Source organism: Variovorax sp. GW821-FHT06D12 (assembly GCF_059419205.1).
Window position 1 is genome coordinate 324,304 of sequence record NZ_JBWKRI010000002.1, and the last position, 16,685, is coordinate 340,988.

The following is a 16,685-nucleotide window of genomic DNA, read 5'->3' on the forward strand; positions in this document are numbered from 1 at the left end:
TCCATGGCAGCCACCGAAGTCGTCATGCCCGAACAGCTCGTGCAGGAGCTCGACCTGCAAAGCCGCATGCCGATCGCGCGCATCGGCCAGGCGCTGATGTCGCTGGGCATGGTCACGCAGGCGCAACTCGACGCGGCGCTGCAGCAGCAGCAGCGCGAGCCCACGGTGCCGCTGGGCGAGACGCTGGTGCGCATGGGCGTCGTGAGCCGGGGCCAGCTGCAGACCGCGCTGGTGCGCAAGATGGGCTACCCGCTGGTGAACCTGCATGTGTTTCCGGCCGCGGCCGACGCGCTGCGCAAGGTGGGCCACGAAGCCGCGCGGCGCCTGCAGGTGATGCCGCTCATGCTGCACGGCGGGCGCCTGGTGCTGGCGCTCGACGACCCGGTCAACCGGCACGCGGTGATCGACGAGGTGGAGTTCATCGCGCAGATGAAGGTGCTCCCCGTGCTGGGCCAGTGCCTGGACCTGGACGGCGTGCTGCACAAGGCCTACGAGAAGGTCGGCCAGGTGGCGGCCGAGCGCCCGGTGGTCGACATGAACGACCCGATGCGTCCGCTCGAGTTCGACATGACGGGCACCAGCACGCTGCTGAAGACACTCGAGAAGGAAGAATCGGCCGCCGCGCCCGCCGCCGGCGAGCCGCCCGTGGAGCAGTCGGACAACTCGCTGGTGCGCATGATCAACAGCATGATCCTCGAAGCGCACCGCGAGGGCGCCTCCGACATCCACATCGAGAGCGACCCGGGGCAGGAAAAGACGCGCATCCGCTTTCGCCGCGACGGCCGGCTCTACACCTACCTGGAGCTGCCGCCCAGCTACCGCAACGCCGTGGTCGCGCGCGTGAAGATCATGTGCGACCTGGACATCAGCGAAAAGCGCAAGCCGCAGGACGGCAAGATCAACTTCTCGAAGTACTCGCCGCAGCACCGCATCGAGCTGCGCGTGGCCACCATCCCGACCAACAACGGCCTGGAAGACGTGGTGATGCGCATCCTGGCCTCGGCCAAGCCCATCGCGCTCGATGCGCTGGGCCTGTCCGAGCGCAACCTGGCGCAGTTTTCGCAGGCGGTCGACCGGCCTTACGGCATGGTGCTGTGCGTGGGCCCCACGGGCTCGGGCAAGACCACCACGCTGCACTCGGCGCTCATGCGCATCAACACGCCCGAGCGCAAGATCTGGACCGCCGAAGACCCGATCGAGATCACGCAGCCGGGCCTGCGCCAGGTGCAGGTCAACCCGCGCATCGACTGGACCTTTGCCAAGGCGCTGCGCGCCTTCGTTCGCGCCGATCCCGACGTGATCATGGTCGGCGAGATCCGCGACGCCGAGACCGCCAGGACCGCCATCGAGGCCTCGCTCACCGGCCACCTCGTGCTGTCGACGCTGCACACCAACAGCGCGCCCGAAACCGTGACGCGCCTGCTCGACATGGGCATGGACCCGTTCAACTTCGCCGACTCGCTGCTGGCCGTGCTGGCGCAGCGGCTGGTGCGCTGCCTGTGCCCGCAGTGCGTGCAGAGCCGCCCGGCGACGAGCGAGGCGGTCGAGGAGCTGCTGGCCGACTACATGCATGCCTTCGGCGCGCAGGACACGCCGGCCGCGCGCGACGCCGTGCGCGCCGAGTGGGTGCAGCGCCACGGGCGCGACGGCCAGCTGCAGACCTACACCAGCACCGGCTGCAAGCACTGCAACGACACCGGCTTCCGGGGCCGCGTGGGCATCCACGAACTCATGGTGATGTCGAGGGAACTGCGCCGGCTGGTGCAGGGCGGTGCGCGCGCCGAGGAACTGCAGGACGCCGCGATGCGCGAGGGCATGCGCACGCTGCGTCAGGACGGCATCGAGAAGGTGCTGGCCGGCCGGACCACGCTCGAGGAAGTGCGCGCGACCAGCAACGTCTGACCCCCAACGTCCGAGGTCAGGGAAGGCTCAGGCGGCGGCGTCCCACGCCACCGCCGGCAGCGTGGCGATGGCCGGCCGCGCGAACAGGTAGCCCTGGAACAGCTCCACGCCGATCTCGCGCAAGGCGCGCACCTCTTCGGGCGCCTCCACGCCTTCGGCGATCACGCGGATGCGCAGCTCGTCGCAGGTGGCGACGAAGCCGCGCACGATGGTGAGCCGCACCGGGTCGGCATGGATGCCGCGGATCAGGCTCAGGTCGATCTTCACCACGTCGGGCTGGAACGCGGCCAGCAGCTCGAAGCCCGCGTAGGCGGCGCCGAAATCGTCGATGGCCGAAGTGAAGCCGTGGCGCTTGAAGGCGCGGAAGGTGTCGGCCAGGCCGTGCAGGTCGCGCACGCGCTCGCCCTCGGTGATCTCGAACATCAGCTGGCGCACGGGGAATTTGCAGCGCTTGGCGGCAGCCATGGCGGTGCGGAAGCACTCGGCCTGTCCCGCGACGTCGTTGGGCATGACGTTGAGGCTCAGGCGCGACTTCATGCCCAGGCGCGAGGCGATCTCGATGGCCTTGACGCGGCAGGCTTCGTGGAAGGCGAAGCGGTCGACCGGATCGACGCGCCCGAGCACCTCGGCGGCGCCTTCGCCCGACAGGCCGCGCACCAGCGCCTCGTGCGCATAGATCTCGTGCCGGCCCAGGTCCACGATGGGCTGGAACGCCATGGTGAACCCCGAGGCGAGGCCAGCAGGCGCGGCATCAGCATGTATTTCGGCGATCACGTTGGATGGACCTCGCGGGCAAGGTTGCAATGGCGTTGGATGGCGACTCCCAAGAGCGTAAATGTAAACGGTTCTATACACCGCACGCACCACCCCCCCTCCGACAAGAGGTCGCGCCCCATGAAGACATCCGACCTAGGCCCGGCCCAGGCTGTAGACCGAAATCACTCATGAGCTCTCCCGGCCTCGGAAAAATCTGTAGCAAGCTGTCGACGACAGGGCTGCGTCCTATGTCCCATCAGGGAGAGATTGGTTAGAAAGGGGGCGCCCACTACTGGAAACGGTGGGTGGGTTTTCACTGTCGTTCCTGGGTTTCCAGTCACCGATGAAAGGTCCCGTCCGATGCGCCACCAGCCTCGCTCCCTCCTTCGCACACTGGCCCGTACCGTGCTGCCCGTCGGTGCCTTGTTGACATTGCTGCCCGCGCAGGCGGTCACGACGACCACGACCTTCCAGGTCACGGCCACGGTGCTCAAGGCCTGCCTCATGACCACGCCGGCCACGCTGGCGTTCGGGCCGTACGACCCGGCGTCAGCCACCGCCCTGGCCGGCACCACCAGCCTCAACGTGACCTGCACCTTCGGCACGCCCTACTCGCTCGGCCTGAGCGCGGGCGGCGGCTCGGGCGCGACGATCACGAACCGCCTGATGACCAGCCCCACGGCGACCGCCGGCAACAACACGCTGGGCTACGGCCTCTTCAAGGACAGCGCGCACCAGACCAACTGGGACAACAGCGTCGCCGGCACCGGCTACGTCGGCAACGGGACGCCCCAGACGCAGACGATCTACGGCCTGATCCCCACGGGACAGTACACCGCGGCGCCGGCCATCGACTACACGGACACGATCACGGTCTCGCTGACCTATTGAGGGCGCCGTTGACCGCCTTCACCGCAGGCCGCCACGGCATGCGTCGCGCCCTGCTGCCAGTCGCATGGGGGGCCGGCCTGCTGCTGGCCGCCCTTGCTCCCGCTCCCGCCGCGGCCACCAGCCTCAGCGTGGCGCCGCTGCGCATCGTGCTCACGCCGCAGCGCCCGGTCGCTTCGCTCACCATGGGCAACGCCGAGGACACCGAGGTCGCCGTGCAGGCCGAGGTGGTGGCGTGGTCGCAGCAGGACGGGCGCGACGCCTACGAACCCACGCGCGACGTGCTGGTCAACCCGGCCATCTTCCGCCTGCCGCCGGGCGGGCGGCAGATCGTGCGCCTCGGGCTGCAGGTGCCGGCCGACGCCGGCGAGCGCAGCTACCGCATCTTCCTGCGCCAGCTGCCGCGCGACCAGGCCCTGTCGGCGGACGGCGCCGAGGGCGCGAAGGTGCAGACGCTGCTGCGCATCGGCGTGCCGATCTTCGTGCCGCCGCTGCAGCTGCGCCGCGCGCTGCAATGGTCGCTGCAGCCTTCGGGGCGCGCCACCGGCACGGCAGGCACGGCCTGGCGGCTGGTGTTCGACAACCAGGGCAGCGAGCACATCCAGGTCACGCAGCTCGTGGTGCGCCGCGAGGACGGCACCGAGTTGCTGCGCAAGAGCCTGTCGCAGTACGCGCTGGCCGGGCAGTCGGCCGGCATCGACATCGAACTGCCCGCCCTGCCGCCCGACACCCGGCTGCAGGTCGAGGCCGCCACCGATGCCCCCGAGGCGTCGTCCAGCGCCACCGTGCGCGTGCCCCGTGCGCCCGCCACGCCACGCTAGCTTGTGGGTCTGCTGCGGCTGGCTGGGCCTGCGCGTGGCCTGCGCACAGACCTCACCCGCTGACATGGCGGGCGAGGTGCAGCCCGCGATCCTCGACGTGCGCATCAACGGCCTGAGCCAGCCCGCGCCGCGACCGCTCTTGCGGCGCGGTGCGCAGCTGCTGGCGTCGGCGCCCGACTTCGCAGCCTGGCGCCTGGTGCGGCCCGCCACCGCGGCATTGCAGCGCGACGGCACCGACTACTACGACCTGCGCGCGCTGCCGGGCGCGCAGCTGCAGCTCGACGAGGGCGCGCAGAGCGTGGACCTGAGCGTGCCCGCCGAGGCGTTCACGCTGGGCACCGTGCATGCGCACGCGGGCGACCGACCGCCGCTGTCGGCGTCGGCCTTCGGGGCCTTTCTCAACTACGACCTGGCCTTGCAGCACGACCGCGAAGGCACGCGCGCCTCGGGCTACTTCGATGCGGCGGCCTCGGGCGACTGGGGCCTGGTGGGCACGAGCCTCGTCGCGGGGCAGTCCGCGTTCGGCGGACGCGGCACGACGCGGCTGGACAGCTACTTCCGCCGCGACGACCCCGCGCGGCTCACGCGCCTCACGGTGGGCGACACGATCACGCAGGCCGCGGCGTGGTCGACACCTTTTCGTTTCGGTGGCGTGCAGTTCGGCACCCGCTTCGGCTTGCAGCCCGGCTTCATCAGCTACCCGATGCCGACCCTGCGCGGCGGTGCGGCCGTGCCGTCGGCGGTGGAGGTGTATGTGAACGACACGCTGCGTTATCAACGCCGTGTCGATGCCGGCCCCTTCGCGCTCAGCGACGTGCCCGTGCTCACCGGCGCGGGCGAGATGCGCTTCGCCGTCACCGACGCGCTGGGCGTGCAGCGCACCGTGACCACGCCCTACTACGTGAGCTCGAACCTGCTGCGCGCAGGGCTGTCCGACTACTCACTCGAAGCCGGCTGGACGCGCCTGCGCTACGGCGAGCGCAGCTTCGACTACGGCCCGCCCTTCGTCGCCGGCACCTGGCGCCACGGCGTGAACGACGGCGTGACCGTCGAGGCGCGCGGCGAGGCCAGTTCGCGCAGCCAGACCGCGGGCGCGGGCGTGACCTGGGTCTGGGGCACGCTGGGCGAACTCTCGCTGCACGGCGCCGCCAGCCGCAGCAAGGACGGCGACAGCGGCCGCCTCTGGCGCGCCGCCTACACCCGCACCAGCGACGAATGGAACTTCTCCGTGAGCCGCCAGGTGGCCAGCCGCGGCTTCACGCAGATCGCCTGGCACGACAGCCCCGTGCACACCGACGCACAGACCCAACTCTTTGCAGGCCGCTCGCTGGGCCGCTACGGCACGCTGGGCGCGAGCCACACGCGGCTGCGCTACAACACCGGCGAGCACATCGGCGTGACCACCGCCAGCTGGTCGATCAGCCTCGGCGGTAACGCCTGGCTCGGCACCTCGGTGGCCCACACGCGCCAGGACGGCAAGCGCTCCATCACCTCGGTGAACGTCAGCCTCAGCTTCACGCTCGGCGAACGCCAGCACGCCACGCTCTCGGTGCAGCAGCAAAAGCCGGGCGGCCATTCGGCCGTGGCCGAGTGGGTGCAGCAGCCGCCCAACGACACCGGCTGGGGCTACCGGCTGCGCGCCGCCGACGGCGAGAACGCGCGCAGCGAAGCCGCGGTCGATTGGCGCGGTCGCTACGGCATGCTGACGGCCGAAGCCGCGCGCGCGCAAGGCCAGACCGCCGTGCGCCTGCGCGCCAGCGGCGCCGTGGGCTTCGCGGGCGGCGTGGGCTTTGCCACCCGCCAGTCGGACGACGCCTTCGCGCTCGTGACCGTGCCCGGCGCCGCCGGCGTGAAGGTCTACCGCGAGAACCAGCCCTGGACCACCACCGACAGCGAAGGCCGCGCCGTCGTCTCGGGCCTGCGCGCCTACGAGCCCAACCACATCAGCATCGACAACGGCGACCTGCCGATCGAGGCGCAGGTGCGCAGCGACGTGCTGCGCGTGGTGCCCCGCTACAAGGGCGTGGCGCAGGCCAGCTTCGACATCGCGCGCGAGACGGTGGCGAACGTCACGGTGCTGCTGCCCGACGGCAGCCCGCTGCCTCCGGGCATCGACGTGATGCGACCGGCGCGTGGCACCTCGCTGCTGTCGGGCTTCAACGGGCTGGTGTCGGTCGACGACCCGCAGCCGAACGAGCGCTTCGAGGCGCGATGGAAGCGCGGGCATTGCCACTTCACGCTGGGCGAACCCGACCGCGCCGCCGGCGCACTGCCTTCGATGGGACCTTACCGATGCGAACCCGTGTCGTCGTCCCCGCGCTGACCGCCGCGCTGGCGCTGGCGGGGCTGCTGGCCCCGGGCACGTCGCTGGCCGCGTGCTCGGGCGTGGGCGTGTTCAGCTGCAGCGCCACCGTCAGTGCGACAGCGCTGGCCTTCGGCAACTACGACCCGGCCGTCGCGACGCCCAAGGACAACACCTCGACCGTGACCGTCGCCGGCACGGTCACGGGCCTGGGCATCCTGGTGACGCTGTCGTTCACGATCAGCCTGGACGCGGGCTCGGCCGGCAACATCGCCAGCCGGCAGATGGTGGGCCCGGTCGGTGCCACGCCGCTGGGCTACAACCTCTACACCACCAACGCGCGCAGCACCGTCTGGGGCCTCAACAGCGTCAGCGACAGCTACAGCGCGCTGGCGACCCTCGGTGGCGTCACCACGCTGCGCCCCCACACCGTCTACGGCCGCATTCCGGCCGCTCAGTACGTGGCACCGGGTCCCTACAGCAGCACCATCACGGTGACGGTGACGTACTGAAAGCTCAGCCCTTCAGCATGCCCGCCAGCCGCTTGGCGATGAGTTCGTCCGCCTGCGCCATGATGCGGTCGATGAGCTCCGCGCAACTGGGCACGTCGTGGATCAACCCGGCCACCATGCCGCAGCTCCAGGCGCCGGCGTCCATGTGGCCCTCGGTCATCACCTTCGGGTAGATGCCGGCGACCTGGTCCATGATGTCGTCGATCTTCAGCGCGTCGCCCTTGGCGCGCTCGATCTCCATGAGGCGCTCCACGCCCGCGTTGTTGATCACGCGCTCGGTGTTGCGCAGCGAACGCATGATCAGGCGCGTGTCGAGCTCCGAGGCGTTGACGATGGCCTGCTTCACGTTGGCGTGCACCGGCGCTTCCTTGGTGGCGATGAAGCGCGTGCCCATGTTCATGCCCTCGGCGCCCAGCGCGAGCGCGGCCACGAGGCTGCGGCCGTCGGCCATGCCGCCCGAGGCGACGAACGGGATCTTCAGTTCTTCGGCCGCGCGCGGCAGCAGGATCATGTTGGGCACGTCGTCCTCGCCGGGGTGGCCGCCGCACTCGAAGCCGTCGACGCTCACCGCATCGCAGCCGATGCGCTCGGCCTTGAGCGCGTGGCGCACCGAGGTGCACTTGTGGATCACCTTGATGCCCGCGGCCTTCAGCGCCGGCATGTAGGCCTCGGGGCTGCGGCCCGCGGTTTCCACGGCCTTGATGCCGCCTTCGACGATGGCCGCGATGTACTCGGGGTACGGCGGCGAGGCAAAGGTCGGCAGGAAGGTGAGGTTCACGCCGAAGGGCTTGTCGGTCATCTCGTGGCAGCGCGCGATCTCGCGCGCCAGCAGCTCGGGCGTCTTCTGCGTGAGGCCCGTGATGATGCCCAGGCCGCCGGCGTTGGAGACGGCCGCGGCCAGCTCGGCGAAGCCGACGTAGTGCATGCCGCCCTGGATGATGGGGTGGCGGATGCCGAAGAGTTCGGTGATGCGGGTTTTCAAGGGAACGTCCTTTGGTCGGGGTTGCTGGGAAGGAAAGAGAGAAAGAAGAAATCAGGGCGGCGAAATGACGCGCAGCACATCGCGCGCCATCGCCTTCATCCAGGCCGTGTCGCTCTTCAGCGCAGGCTCTGCGAAGGTCTTGGCGAAGGTGGGCCGTGCCATCTTGGCGTAGTTGAGCGTGCCGAAGATGAGCGTGAGCACCACCACGGCCGACAGGTCGTCGCGCACGAGGCCGGCCGCCTGCGCCGCGGCCACCAGGCCCAGGCTGGCTTGCAGGAAGCCTTCGAGCGGCCGGGTCTGCGCATGCTGGATGCGCTCGGCGTTGTCGAGCAGTTCGCGCGTGACGAGCTTGAAGCCCGTGGGCCGCGCGTGCATCCACTCGACCTGCAGCGCGACGAACGCCTGCAGCCGCGCAGGCAGGTCGGGGGCCGCCTCGACGCGCTTGCAGATGCGCGCCGTCAGGTCCTCGGCCTGCTTCTCGAGCACGGCGCGGTACAGCACCTCCTTGCTCGCGAAGTGATGCAGCAGCCCCGGGTTGCCGACCTCGCAATCGCGCGCGATGGCCGACAGCGATGCGCCCTGGAAGCCGTGGTCGGCAAAGTGCTGCTCGGCGCGCGCGAGGATCGTTTCTTTACGGGAAGGGGCAAGGGTGGCCATCGGGCGGTTCTGGAAGGCGTCACGCCTGGCGCATGCCGCGAAGACGCGACCGGCGATCAGACGCGACGCGCGCCATTCTTTCTTGTGTCTTGGGGTCTGGTTGTTGCACGCGCGACACCCTCGCGCGTCAGCGTGCGGCCGGCATGGCCGCCACCTGCTGCGCGAGCTGCGCATGGAAGCGCGGCGCGCTGTACTCGAAGGTGCCGAAGCTGAGCGCGTCGTTCGCGCCCGATGCCAGCCCGGCCTGGATCGACTCGGCCAGTGCGTAGTCTTCCGCGAGCGTGCGCCGGTACAGCGCCACGTTCGCGTCCCAGTGCGCGGTCGCCTTCTCCGAGGCCGGTGCCTCGGGAATCAGCGTGAGCTCGTGCACGCGCGTGCGCGTGGCGCCCAGCGGCTCCAGCATGCTGAGCTGCGCGTGGTCGGGCTGCACGAGGATGGTCGTGTTGGGAAAGAAGAAGTAGGTCAGGTTGCCGTAGCGGCGCGGATCGAAACCGGCGGCGTCGGGCCGGTGTTCCTGGAACTTCGACTTGAGCAGGTACAGGCGCCGGTTCAGGTCGAACTCGTCGATGACCTGCAGGTTGTGCAGGAACATGTGGGCGATGGTCTCGCGGTGCGCCACCTTGAAGTGGTAGGCCTCGAAGGAACCGTCGACCAGCAGCTTCCAGTTGGCTTCGACCTCGTACATGCGCGGCGCATAGGCCACGGGCGCGCGCAGCCCGGCCAGCGACTCGAGGTTGTCCATGAGCGCGCCCAGGTGCGCGCCGGGGTCGCTGTCCGCCCGCGACGGATCGCACACGACCCAGACCACGCCCGCGCGCTCGACGGTGGCCAGCCGGCGTAGGCCCGACTCGTCCTGCTTCAGGCAGGGAAATCCGAAGGACTCGGGCACGCCGCGCAAGGCGCCGTCGGGCTTGTAGGTCCATGCGTGGTAAGGGCAGACGAAGGCGCGCGCCTCGCTGCCGCTGCCCTCGGGCACCACGCGCGCACCGCGGTGGCGGCACACGTTGAGAAAAGCCTGCACCTGCCCGTTCTCCTGGCGCACCAGCAGCAGCGGCACGCCGGTGTGCGTGAGCGACAGCCAGGCACCCGGCGAGGCGAGCGAGGCGCTGGCGGCCACCGGCTGCGGATGCCGCTGCAGCAGCCGCCGCTCTTCGCGTGCGATGGCCTCGTCTGTGTACTGGCCGACCGGCACGCGGTCGCCCTCCCCTTGCGCGTCGGCGCGCCCGGCCTGCAGGGCCGTGGTCGCTCGGCGATGGAGTTCGGCTGCGAAGTTCTCGCTCATCGGGGGGCTTTCGGTTCGATGCGATGCAGCCCGGTGAGCTGCGCGATCGGCCCAGTCTACCGACTGACCAGTCGGTACGTCAACCGCCCCCCGGGAAGCGGTGGAAGCGGTATCAGGCCGGCTTGCGCAGGAAGCCCTGCTGCGCCCCATTGCGGTTGGGCGCGAAGCCGTTGGCCTGCAGCGTCTCTTCGGTGGTCTCGTAGAACACGCCGATCTGCATGATCTCGCGCGCCTGCTGCGCGGTGGCGATGGGGCGGCCGAACTCGGTCGCGATGCGCACGAGCTGCTTGATCTGCTCGACCGAGCTCATCTTGCCGGTGCGGGTCTGGTTCCACAGCACGTCCTCGATGCCGCAGCGCACGTGCAGGCCCAGGGCGATGCCGATCATGTTCACGGGCAGCACGTTGAGCACCGAGCTCTCCACCGTGACCACCGCGCCGTCGGGTGCGGCGCGCAGGAAGTTGGCCAGGTTGTAGATGTTCGCCTGGTCCATGCCGCCGCTGATGGCCACCCAGTTCATCACCAGCGGGCCCTTGTAGACGCCGCGGCGGATCATGCGTTCGATGGTCTCGAAGCTGTTGATGTTGTAGCACTGGAACTCGCTCTGGATGCCCGCGGCCGTGAGGCGGCGGATGTGCTCTTCCACCCAGCTGGGGTTCGAGGGCACGATCATGTCCCGGTACGTCGAATACAGCCGCGGGTCGCCGCGCGACAGGCCCTTGAAGTCGTCCAGCCCCGCGTGCTCGGTCACGTTCATCTGCGTGGTGTTGACGGTCACCGTGACCTGGTCGGGCCTGGGCGTGAGCTCGGCCAGCATGTGGCGCGTGTCGTCGCTGAGCCACTTGGCGGCGGCGCCGTCGTCCTCGGGCGCGAAGCTGATGGAGCCGCCCACCTGGATGATCATCTCGGGCACGCGCGCACGCACGCCGGCGATCAGTTCGTTGAACATCGACAGGCGCTTGCTGCCCTTGCCGTTGGCCTCGCGCACATGCAGGTGCAGCACGGTGGCGCCGGCCTCGTAGCAGTCGACCGCCTTCTGAATCTGCTCTTCCATCGTGACCGGAATGTCTTCCGGAAAGTCGGCGGGAATCCAGCCCGGCGCATAGGGCGCGGCCGTGATGATCAGGGGCTGCTGGTTCTCGGGATACAGGTGGCCGTCGAGGAAGTTCATGATGGGTGTCTCCGGTGGGAAGGTGGTTCTGACGCCAAAAGTGTCTGGCGCACCTGCGAAAACTTCTTGCTCATCGGGGGCGCGGTTTTGTTTTTCCGGGGCATTGGAATGGCGCGTGCAAAGACAGGTGTCGCTGTCGCGATCCGGTAAGTGGCCGACGCGTGACGCCAAGCGTTCAAAGGAGGTGGCGCCGCAGAATCCGCACGCCTTTGTCTCTTCCACCTGAGGACGAACCATGTGTCTGCATCTGCTGCGAGCCTCCCTCCTCTTCCTGGCCGCGCTGTGCTGCGGCACGGCCTCGGCCCAGGCCTGGCCCGACAAGCCCATTCGGCTGATCGTGCCCGCGCCGCCGGGCGGCATCTCCGACGCGGCGGCGCGGCTGCTCGCCGAACAGCTGCGCACGAACCTCGGCCAGACCGTGCTGGTGGACAACAAGCCGGGCGGCTCCGCCGTCATCGCCGAGCGCGCGCTGATGGCCGCGCCGGCCGACGGCTACACGCTGATGGTCGGACCGTCGAGCGTGCTGTCCGACATTCCGCTCACGGTGAAGACGCCCTTCGACCCGCTCAAGACCTTCACCTACGTCGGCGAGGTGACGGGCATGTTCCATGTGCTGGTGGCCAATGCCGGCTTCCCGCCGAACACGGTCAAGGACCTGCTGGCGCATGCCAAGGCGCACCCGCGCTCGGTCAGCGTGGCCAACCTGAGCACGGGCACGCGCTCCAACCTGCTGGGCGAGATGCTGCGCGCGCGCAGCGGCAACGACATCCTCGTGGTGCCGTACAAGGGCTCGGCGCCGGCGCTGGTCGACCTCATGGGCAACCAGGTGCAGCTGACCTTCGAGGTGGTGAGCAACGTCACCTCGCTGATACGCAGCGGCAAGATCAAGGCACTGGCCGTGGCGTCGCCCAGGCGCTCGCGCTTCCTGCCCGACGTGCCCACCTTCGGCGAGCTGGGCCTGCCCGACTTCGTGATGCCCGACGCGAGCGTGGGCGTGTTCGTGCTCAGCAGCATGCCGCCGGCGCTACAGGAGAAAATCCGCGCCGAGGTGGCCCGGGCCGTGCAGGCGCCGAAGTTCCGCGAGGCGCTGCTCGCGCAGAATTACGATCCGCCGCGCGAGGCGACGCTGCAGCAGCTGCGCCAGACGCTGGACGCCACGACCGCCCACAATCGGGCCATCATCGAGAAACTGCAACTCAAGATCAGCCCCGAGTGAACACGGGGCCTCTGCCAAAGAAGCCACCATGAAGCACCTCGGTCGACTGATGCGCAGCGCGAGCCTCAGCGGCTACGTGGAGCTGGTGCAATCGCTCGGCCGCGACCCGCATGCCTTCATGCGCACCGTGGGGCTGAAGGCGCAGCTGCTCGAGCACCCCGAGACGCTGATCCCCGGCGATGCGGTGCGCGAGCTGCTCGAGATCACCGCGCGCGCCACGCGCACCGAAGATTTCGCGCTGCGGCTGGCGGCGCAGCGCAAGCTCTCGGCGCTGGGCCCCATCAGCGTCGTGCTCAAGGAAGAGCCCACGCCGCGCGACGCGCTCGACACGCTGGGCCGCTACCTGAAGCTGGTGAACGCCTCGCTGAGCTTTCGCCTCGAGGACACGGGTGACATGGTCATCATCCAGGAAGACCTGCTGCCCAGCCCCGGGCTGCCGATGCGCCAGTCGATGGAGCTGGCCGTGGGCATCATGTTCCGCATCCTCGGCGAGCTGATCGATCCGCAGTGGCGCCCGCAGCAGGTGTGCTTCACGCACCGCCCGCCGGCGGACATGGCGGCGCACCGCGCCTTCTTCGGGCGCAACGTCAAGTTCAACCAGGATTTCAACGGCCTCGTGTGCCTGGCGGCCGACCTGCGCAAGCCGCGCGAATCGGGCGACCAGGGCGTGGCGCGTTTCGCGCGCGAATACCTGGAGGCCGCGCTGAAAGACCGCGGCGAGAGCACGCGCGAAGCCTGCCGCGAACTCATCCTGGCGCTCATGCCCGGCGGCGGCTGCACCGCGCAGGAAGTGGCGCGGCACCTGCGCGTGGACCGCCGCACGCTGCACCGCCGGCTCGAGGCCGAAGGCCTCACCTTCAGCCGCCTGCTCGACGACGTGCGCTCCGACCTCGTGAAGCGCCACTTGCGCGACAGCGACCTGCCGCTGAGCGAGGTGGCCGAGCTGCTGGGGTTTTCAGGGCCCAGCAGCTTCAGCCACTGGTTCCGCCACCACTTCGGCTGCAGCGCCTCGCAATGGAGCAAGCAGACGGCCGGCGCGGTGGCTCAGGGCGCGGTGCGCGCGTTCTGAAGCAGGTCTTCGTGGCGCAGGGCATGCGCGATGCCCTCCAGCAGGCGCCAGGCGGCGTGCGTGAAACGCCTCGTCATCGCCATCGTCCTTCTCAGGCCGCCTTGCGCAGGAAGCCCTGGTTGCCTCCGTTGCGGTTCGGCGCGAAGCCGTTGGCCGCGAGCGACTCTTCGGCCGTCTCGTAGAACACGCCGATCTTCGAGATCTCGCGCGCCTGCTGCGCTGTGGCGATGGGGCGGCCGAACTGGCGCGAGATGGCCACCAGCTGCTCGATCTGCGCCACGGTGCCGATCTTGGCGGTGCGCGTCTGGTTCCACAGCACGTCCTCGGTGCCGCAGCGCACGTGCAGGCCCATCGCGATGCCCATCATGTTCACGGGCAGCACGTTGCGCACCGAGCTTTCCACCGTGAGCACCGCGCCGTCGGGCACGGCGCGCACGAAGTTGGCCAGGTTGTAGATGTTGGGCGCGTCCATGCCGCCGCTGATCGCCACCCAGTTCATCACCAGCGGGCCCTTGTAGACACCGCGGCGCATGAGCCGCTCGACCGACTCGAAGCTGTTGATGTTGTAGCACTGGAAGGCGCTCTGGATGCCCGCCTTCGTGAGGCGGCGGATGTGCTCCTCGACCCAGCCCGGCTGCGCCGGCACCGTCATCTCCTTGTAGGCCTCGAAGATGGCCGGGATCTCGCGCGAGGTGCCCTTGAAGTCCGCCAGCTCGGCGTGCTCCGTGACGTTCATCTGCGAGGTGTTGACCGTCACCGTCACCTGGTCGGGCGTGGGCTCCAGCTCGGCCAGCATGTGGCGCGTGTCGTCGCTGAGCCACTTGGCGGCGGCGCCTTCGCTCTCGGGCGCGAAGCTGATCGAGCCGCCGACCTGGATGATCATTTCGGGCACGCGCGCGCGCACGCCGGCGATCAGCTCGTTGAACTTCGACAGGCGCTTGCTGCCCTTGCCGTCGAGTTCGCGCACATGCAGGTGCAGCACCGTGGCGCCGGCGTTGTAGCAATCGACCGCCTTCTGGATCTGCTCTTCCATCGTGACCGGGATCTCGCCCGGGAAGTCGGAAGGAAGCCAGCCCGGTGCATAGGGCGCGGCGGTGATGATCAGCGGCTGCTGGTTTTCGGGAAAGAGGTGGCCGTCGAGGAAGTTCATGGCGTGCGTCTGTCAGGTGGCGAGGCGGGGGGCGATGTTCAGTACGGTACGTCGCCGACGATGCCGGCGCGTTCCATCTTTCGCGGCGCGGGCCAGTAGTCGTTCAGCGCGTAGTGCTGCGTGCTGCGGTTGTCCCAGACGACCACGTCGCCCGGCTTCCACGACCAGCGCACCTGGTACTCGGGAATGGTGGCGCGGCTGAGCAGGTAGTTCAGCAGCAGCGCCGCGCCCGGTGTCTTGTCGATGCCGTGGCGCACGTTCTCGGGGGTGCTGTAGTTCACGAAGTGGGTGGTGAAGCTGCCCACGTAGAGCACCTTTTCGCCGGTCTCGGGGTGCGTGCGCACCACGGGGTGCTCCACGGGCGGATGATCCTGGCCCAGCTTGAGGCGCGCTTCCATCGGCATCACGGCGCCGAACGAATGCTCGATGCTGGCCTTGGCGCGCAGCTTGCCGATCTTCTGCTTGATCTCGTCGGGCAGCTCGTCGTGCGCCTGCACCATGTTCACCCAGATGGTGTCGCCGCCGACCTCGGGGCATTCGATGCAGCGCAGCACCGCGCCCATCGCGGGGCTCTGGCGCCACAGGCCGTCGCAGTGGTAGGTGTTCTCGTAGCTGTGCTTGTTGTCGCTGCGGTAGATGCGCACGAGGCCCGGGTGCTCGGGGTCGCTGCCGACCACGGGGTGGTCTTCCAGTTCGCCGAAGCAGCGTGCGAAGGCGACGTGCTCGGCGCGCTCGATGTCCTGGCCGCGGAAGAAAAGCACCTTGTGCTTGAGCAGCGCGGCGCGGATCGACGCAAAGCACTCGGGGTCGCGCGAGGCCTCGCCCAGGTGGACGTCCGAGATTTCGGCGCCGATGGACGGCGTGATAGGTCTGATCTTCATGAGAGGTCTCCGATGGAATGACGGGTGCCGCTCAGTTCGCCTGGATGCGGTACTTCTTGACGATGGCGGCGTTGCGCTCGGACAGCACGCGGGTCTCGGCGATGAGCGCGGGCGTGTCGACGCTGAGCTCGGGCTCCAGGCCCACGTCGAGCAGCTTCTGCTGCACGGCGGGCGCCTGGCCGGCCTTCTCGATCGCGGCATGGAGCCTGGCCATCACGTCGGCCGGCAGCTTGGCCGAGCCGATGAAGCCGACCCAGCCGCGGAACTGCAGGTCGGGGTAGCCGAGCTCGGTGGTGGTCGGCAAGTCGGGCAGGAAGCGCGAGCGGGTCTTGCCGGTGAAGGCGTAGGGGCGCAGCTTGCCGGCCTTGATGAGCGGCATCGAGGTGAGCATGCCGTCGAACATCAGGTCGACCTGGCCGCCCAGCAGGTCCTGCAGCGCGGGCGGCGAGCCGGGGTAGCCGATGTGCTGCAGGTCGAGCCCGGCGCGGTCGCTGAGGATGAGGCCCGCGTACTGCGACACGGTGCCGGGGCTGTAGCTGGCGAAGCTGGCCTTGCCCTTGCGCGTCTTCAGTTCAGCAACGAGGCCCTGGAAGTCCTTGGCCGGGAAGTTCGCGGCCGTGACGAGCACCACGCCCGAGCGCGCCACCGAGCCGATGGGCACCACGTCCTTCAGCGGATCGAAGGGCATCTTCACGACCTGCGGCGTCTCGGCCAGCACGTTGCTCGCGGCCATCACGATGGTGTTGCCGTCGGCCGGTGCCTGCAGCATGGCCTGCAGGCCGATGGAGCCGCCCGCGCCGGGGCGGTTCTCGACGATCACGGGGCGGCCGATGTCCAGCGCCATCTGCTGCCCGACGACGCGGGCCACGATGTCCATCGTGCCGCCCGGCGGCGCGGGAACGATGAGCTTGACGGGCTTGTCGCCCAGCGCCCAGGCCCCGAGGGCCATCGAGCATCCGACCAGCGCCACGGCGGCGGCGCGTGCAAATTGCAGCAGTTTCATGGGGTGTCTCCGATTGTTGTCTTGCAGGCCTCGGTGGGCCGATGCCGCCAGTATCCGGCGCACCCCGCCCGCATTTCTTGCTTTATTGGGGCA

Annotated in this window: 15 protein-coding genes; 7 read left to right on the forward strand and 8 right to left on the reverse strand. The window is 69.3% G+C overall.

Annotated features, from left to right (window positions below):
• Window positions 1-3 precede the first annotated feature (3 nt).
• On the forward strand, window positions 4-1,902 hold the full coding sequence (locus tag AC07SQ_RS07960; protein ID WP_369629934.1) for a GspE/PulE family protein: 1,899 nt from the start codon (window positions 4-6) through the stop codon (window positions 1,900-1,902).
• Between the two features lie 27 nt (window positions 1,903-1,929).
• Here the strand turns inward: AC07SQ_RS07960 and AC07SQ_RS07965 are convergent, their stop codons facing one another.
• Window positions 1,930-2,619, reverse strand: coding sequence for an EAL domain-containing protein (locus tag AC07SQ_RS07965; RefSeq protein ID WP_062477265.1), 690 nt, complete (start codon window positions 2,617-2,619; stop codon window positions 1,930-1,932).
• 399 nt (window positions 2,620-3,018) lie between these two features.
• On the opposite strand from AC07SQ_RS07965, the gene AC07SQ_RS07970 reads away from it, so the two are divergent.
• The 4 genes from AC07SQ_RS07970 to AC07SQ_RS07985 are packed head-to-tail and all read left to right on the forward strand — an operon-like array spanning window position 3,019 to window position 7,181.
• Window positions 3,019-3,549, forward strand: a complete 531-nt coding sequence (locus AC07SQ_RS07970) for a Csu type fimbrial protein (RefSeq protein WP_495272199.1) — start codon at window positions 3,019-3,021, stop codon at window positions 3,547-3,549.
• 8 nt (window positions 3,550-3,557) lie between these two features.
• A complete protein-coding gene (locus tag AC07SQ_RS07975) occupies window positions 3,558-4,367 on the forward strand; it encodes a fimbrial biogenesis chaperone (RefSeq protein ID WP_495272198.1) in 810 nt (269 codons plus the stop codon).
• Between the two features lies 1 nt (window position 4,368).
• Window positions 4,369-6,690, forward strand: coding sequence for a fimbria/pilus outer membrane usher protein (locus AC07SQ_RS07980; protein ID WP_495272197.1), 2,322 nt, complete (start codon window positions 4,369-4,371; stop codon window positions 6,688-6,690).
• Complete coding sequence (locus AC07SQ_RS07985) at window positions 6,660-7,181, forward strand: Csu type fimbrial protein (protein ID WP_495272196.1); 522 nt, start codon at window positions 6,660-6,662, stop codon at window positions 7,179-7,181. The genes AC07SQ_RS07980 and AC07SQ_RS07985 overlap by 31 nt, the downstream gene beginning before the upstream one ends.
• Window positions 7,182-7,185: 4 nt before the next feature.
• Here AC07SQ_RS07985 and AC07SQ_RS07990 read toward each other — a convergent pair whose 3' ends face one another.
• The 4 genes from AC07SQ_RS07990 to AC07SQ_RS08005 all read right to left on the reverse strand — a co-directional run bounded on the left by AC07SQ_RS07990 (window position 7,186) and on the right by AC07SQ_RS08005 (window position 11,273).
• Window positions 7,186-8,163, reverse strand: a complete 978-nt coding sequence (locus AC07SQ_RS07990) for an NAD(P)H-dependent flavin oxidoreductase (protein WP_095948776.1) — start codon at window positions 8,161-8,163, stop codon at window positions 7,186-7,188.
• 51 nt (window positions 8,164-8,214) lie between these two features.
• Complete coding sequence (locus tag AC07SQ_RS07995; RefSeq protein WP_062477248.1) at window positions 8,215-8,820, reverse strand: TetR/AcrR family transcriptional regulator; 606 nt, start codon at window positions 8,818-8,820, stop codon at window positions 8,215-8,217.
• Window positions 8,821-8,947: 127 nt separating this feature from the next.
• Window positions 8,948-10,102 carry an aromatic ring-hydroxylating oxygenase subunit alpha gene (locus AC07SQ_RS08000; protein ID WP_495272195.1) on the reverse strand — a complete coding sequence of 385 codons (1,155 nt, stop codon included), beginning with the start codon at window positions 10,100-10,102 and terminating at the stop codon, window positions 8,948-8,950.
• A gap of 112 nt (window positions 10,103-10,214) precedes the next feature.
• Window positions 10,215-11,273, reverse strand: coding sequence for a beta-keto acid cleavage family enzyme (locus AC07SQ_RS08005; protein WP_095948779.1), 1,059 nt, complete (start codon window positions 11,271-11,273; stop codon window positions 10,215-10,217).
• Window positions 11,274-11,508: 235 nt separating this feature from the next.
• Here AC07SQ_RS08005 and AC07SQ_RS08010 point away from each other — a divergent pair, with 235 nt between their 5' ends.
• Window positions 11,509-12,489 carry a Bug family tripartite tricarboxylate transporter substrate binding protein gene (locus AC07SQ_RS08010; RefSeq protein WP_495272194.1) on the forward strand — a complete coding sequence of 327 codons (981 nt, stop codon included), beginning with the start codon at window positions 11,509-11,511 and terminating at the stop codon, window positions 12,487-12,489.
• Between the two features lie 28 nt (window positions 12,490-12,517).
• A complete protein-coding gene (locus tag AC07SQ_RS08015; protein WP_062477242.1) occupies window positions 12,518-13,558 on the forward strand; it encodes an AraC family transcriptional regulator in 1,041 nt (346 codons plus the stop codon).
• Window positions 13,559-13,649: 91 nt separating this feature from the next.
• Here AC07SQ_RS08015 and AC07SQ_RS08020 read toward each other — a convergent pair whose 3' ends face one another.
• Genes AC07SQ_RS08020 through AC07SQ_RS08030 form a run of 3 tightly spaced genes read right to left on the reverse strand, consistent with a single transcriptional unit; the run spans window position 13,650 to window position 16,592 of the window.
• Window positions 13,650-14,708 (reverse strand): beta-keto acid cleavage family enzyme, encoded by a 1,059-nt coding sequence (locus tag AC07SQ_RS08020; protein ID WP_070062068.1) that lies wholly within the window; start codon window positions 14,706-14,708, stop codon window positions 13,650-13,652.
• A 38-nt stretch (window positions 14,709-14,746) separates the two neighbouring features.
• Complete coding sequence (locus tag AC07SQ_RS08025) at window positions 14,747-15,589, reverse strand: TauD/TfdA dioxygenase family protein (protein ID WP_495272193.1); 843 nt, start codon at window positions 15,587-15,589, stop codon at window positions 14,747-14,749.
• Window positions 15,590-15,620: 31 nt separating this feature from the next.
• The gene (locus tag AC07SQ_RS08030) at window positions 15,621-16,592 is read right to left on the reverse strand and encodes a Bug family tripartite tricarboxylate transporter substrate binding protein (protein WP_495272192.1); all 972 of its coding nucleotides are present in this window, start codon (window positions 16,590-16,592) and stop codon (window positions 15,621-15,623) included.
• Between the last annotated feature and the right edge of the window lie 93 nt (window positions 16,593-16,685).

Excerpts from the sequence above, each read along its gene's own strand:
- AC07SQ_RS08005 (WP_095948779.1), bottom strand. The coding sequence starts at position 11,273 with ATGAACTTCCTCGACGGCCACCTGTATCCCGAGAACCAGCAGCCCCTG.
- AC07SQ_RS08030 (WP_495272192.1), bottom strand. The coding sequence starts at position 16,592 with ATGAAACTGCTGCAATTTGCACGCGCCGCCGCCGTGGCGCTGGTCGGA.
- AC07SQ_RS08015 (WP_062477242.1), top strand. The coding sequence starts at position 12,518 with ATGAAGCACCTCGGTCGACTGATGCGCAGCGCGAGCCTCAGCGGCTAC.
- AC07SQ_RS07960 (WP_369629934.1), top strand. The coding sequence starts at position 4 with ATGGCAGCCACCGAAGTCGTCATGCCCGAACAGCTCGTGCAGGAGCTC.
- AC07SQ_RS07995 (WP_062477248.1), bottom strand. The coding sequence starts at position 8,820 with ATGGCCACCCTTGCCCCTTCCCGTAAAGAAACGATCCTCGCGCGCGCC.
- AC07SQ_RS08020 (WP_070062068.1), bottom strand. The coding sequence starts at position 14,708 with ATGAACTTCCTCGACGGCCACCTCTTTCCCGAAAACCAGCAGCCGCTG.
- AC07SQ_RS07985 (WP_495272196.1), top strand. The coding sequence starts at position 6,660 with ATGCGAACCCGTGTCGTCGTCCCCGCGCTGACCGCCGCGCTGGCGCTG.
- AC07SQ_RS07970 (WP_495272199.1), top strand. The coding sequence starts at position 3,019 with ATGCGCCACCAGCCTCGCTCCCTCCTTCGCACACTGGCCCGTACCGTG.
- AC07SQ_RS08000 (WP_495272195.1), bottom strand. The coding sequence starts at position 10,102 with ATGAGCGAGAACTTCGCAGCCGAACTCCATCGCCGAGCGACCACGGCC.
- AC07SQ_RS07965 (WP_062477265.1), bottom strand. The coding sequence starts at position 2,619 with ATGGCGTTCCAGCCCATCGTGGACCTGGGCCGGCACGAGATCTATGCG.
- AC07SQ_RS08010 (WP_495272194.1), top strand. The coding sequence starts at position 11,509 with ATGTGTCTGCATCTGCTGCGAGCCTCCCTCCTCTTCCTGGCCGCGCTG.
- AC07SQ_RS08025 (WP_495272193.1), bottom strand. The coding sequence starts at position 15,589 with ATGAAGATCAGACCTATCACGCCGTCCATCGGCGCCGAAATCTCGGAC.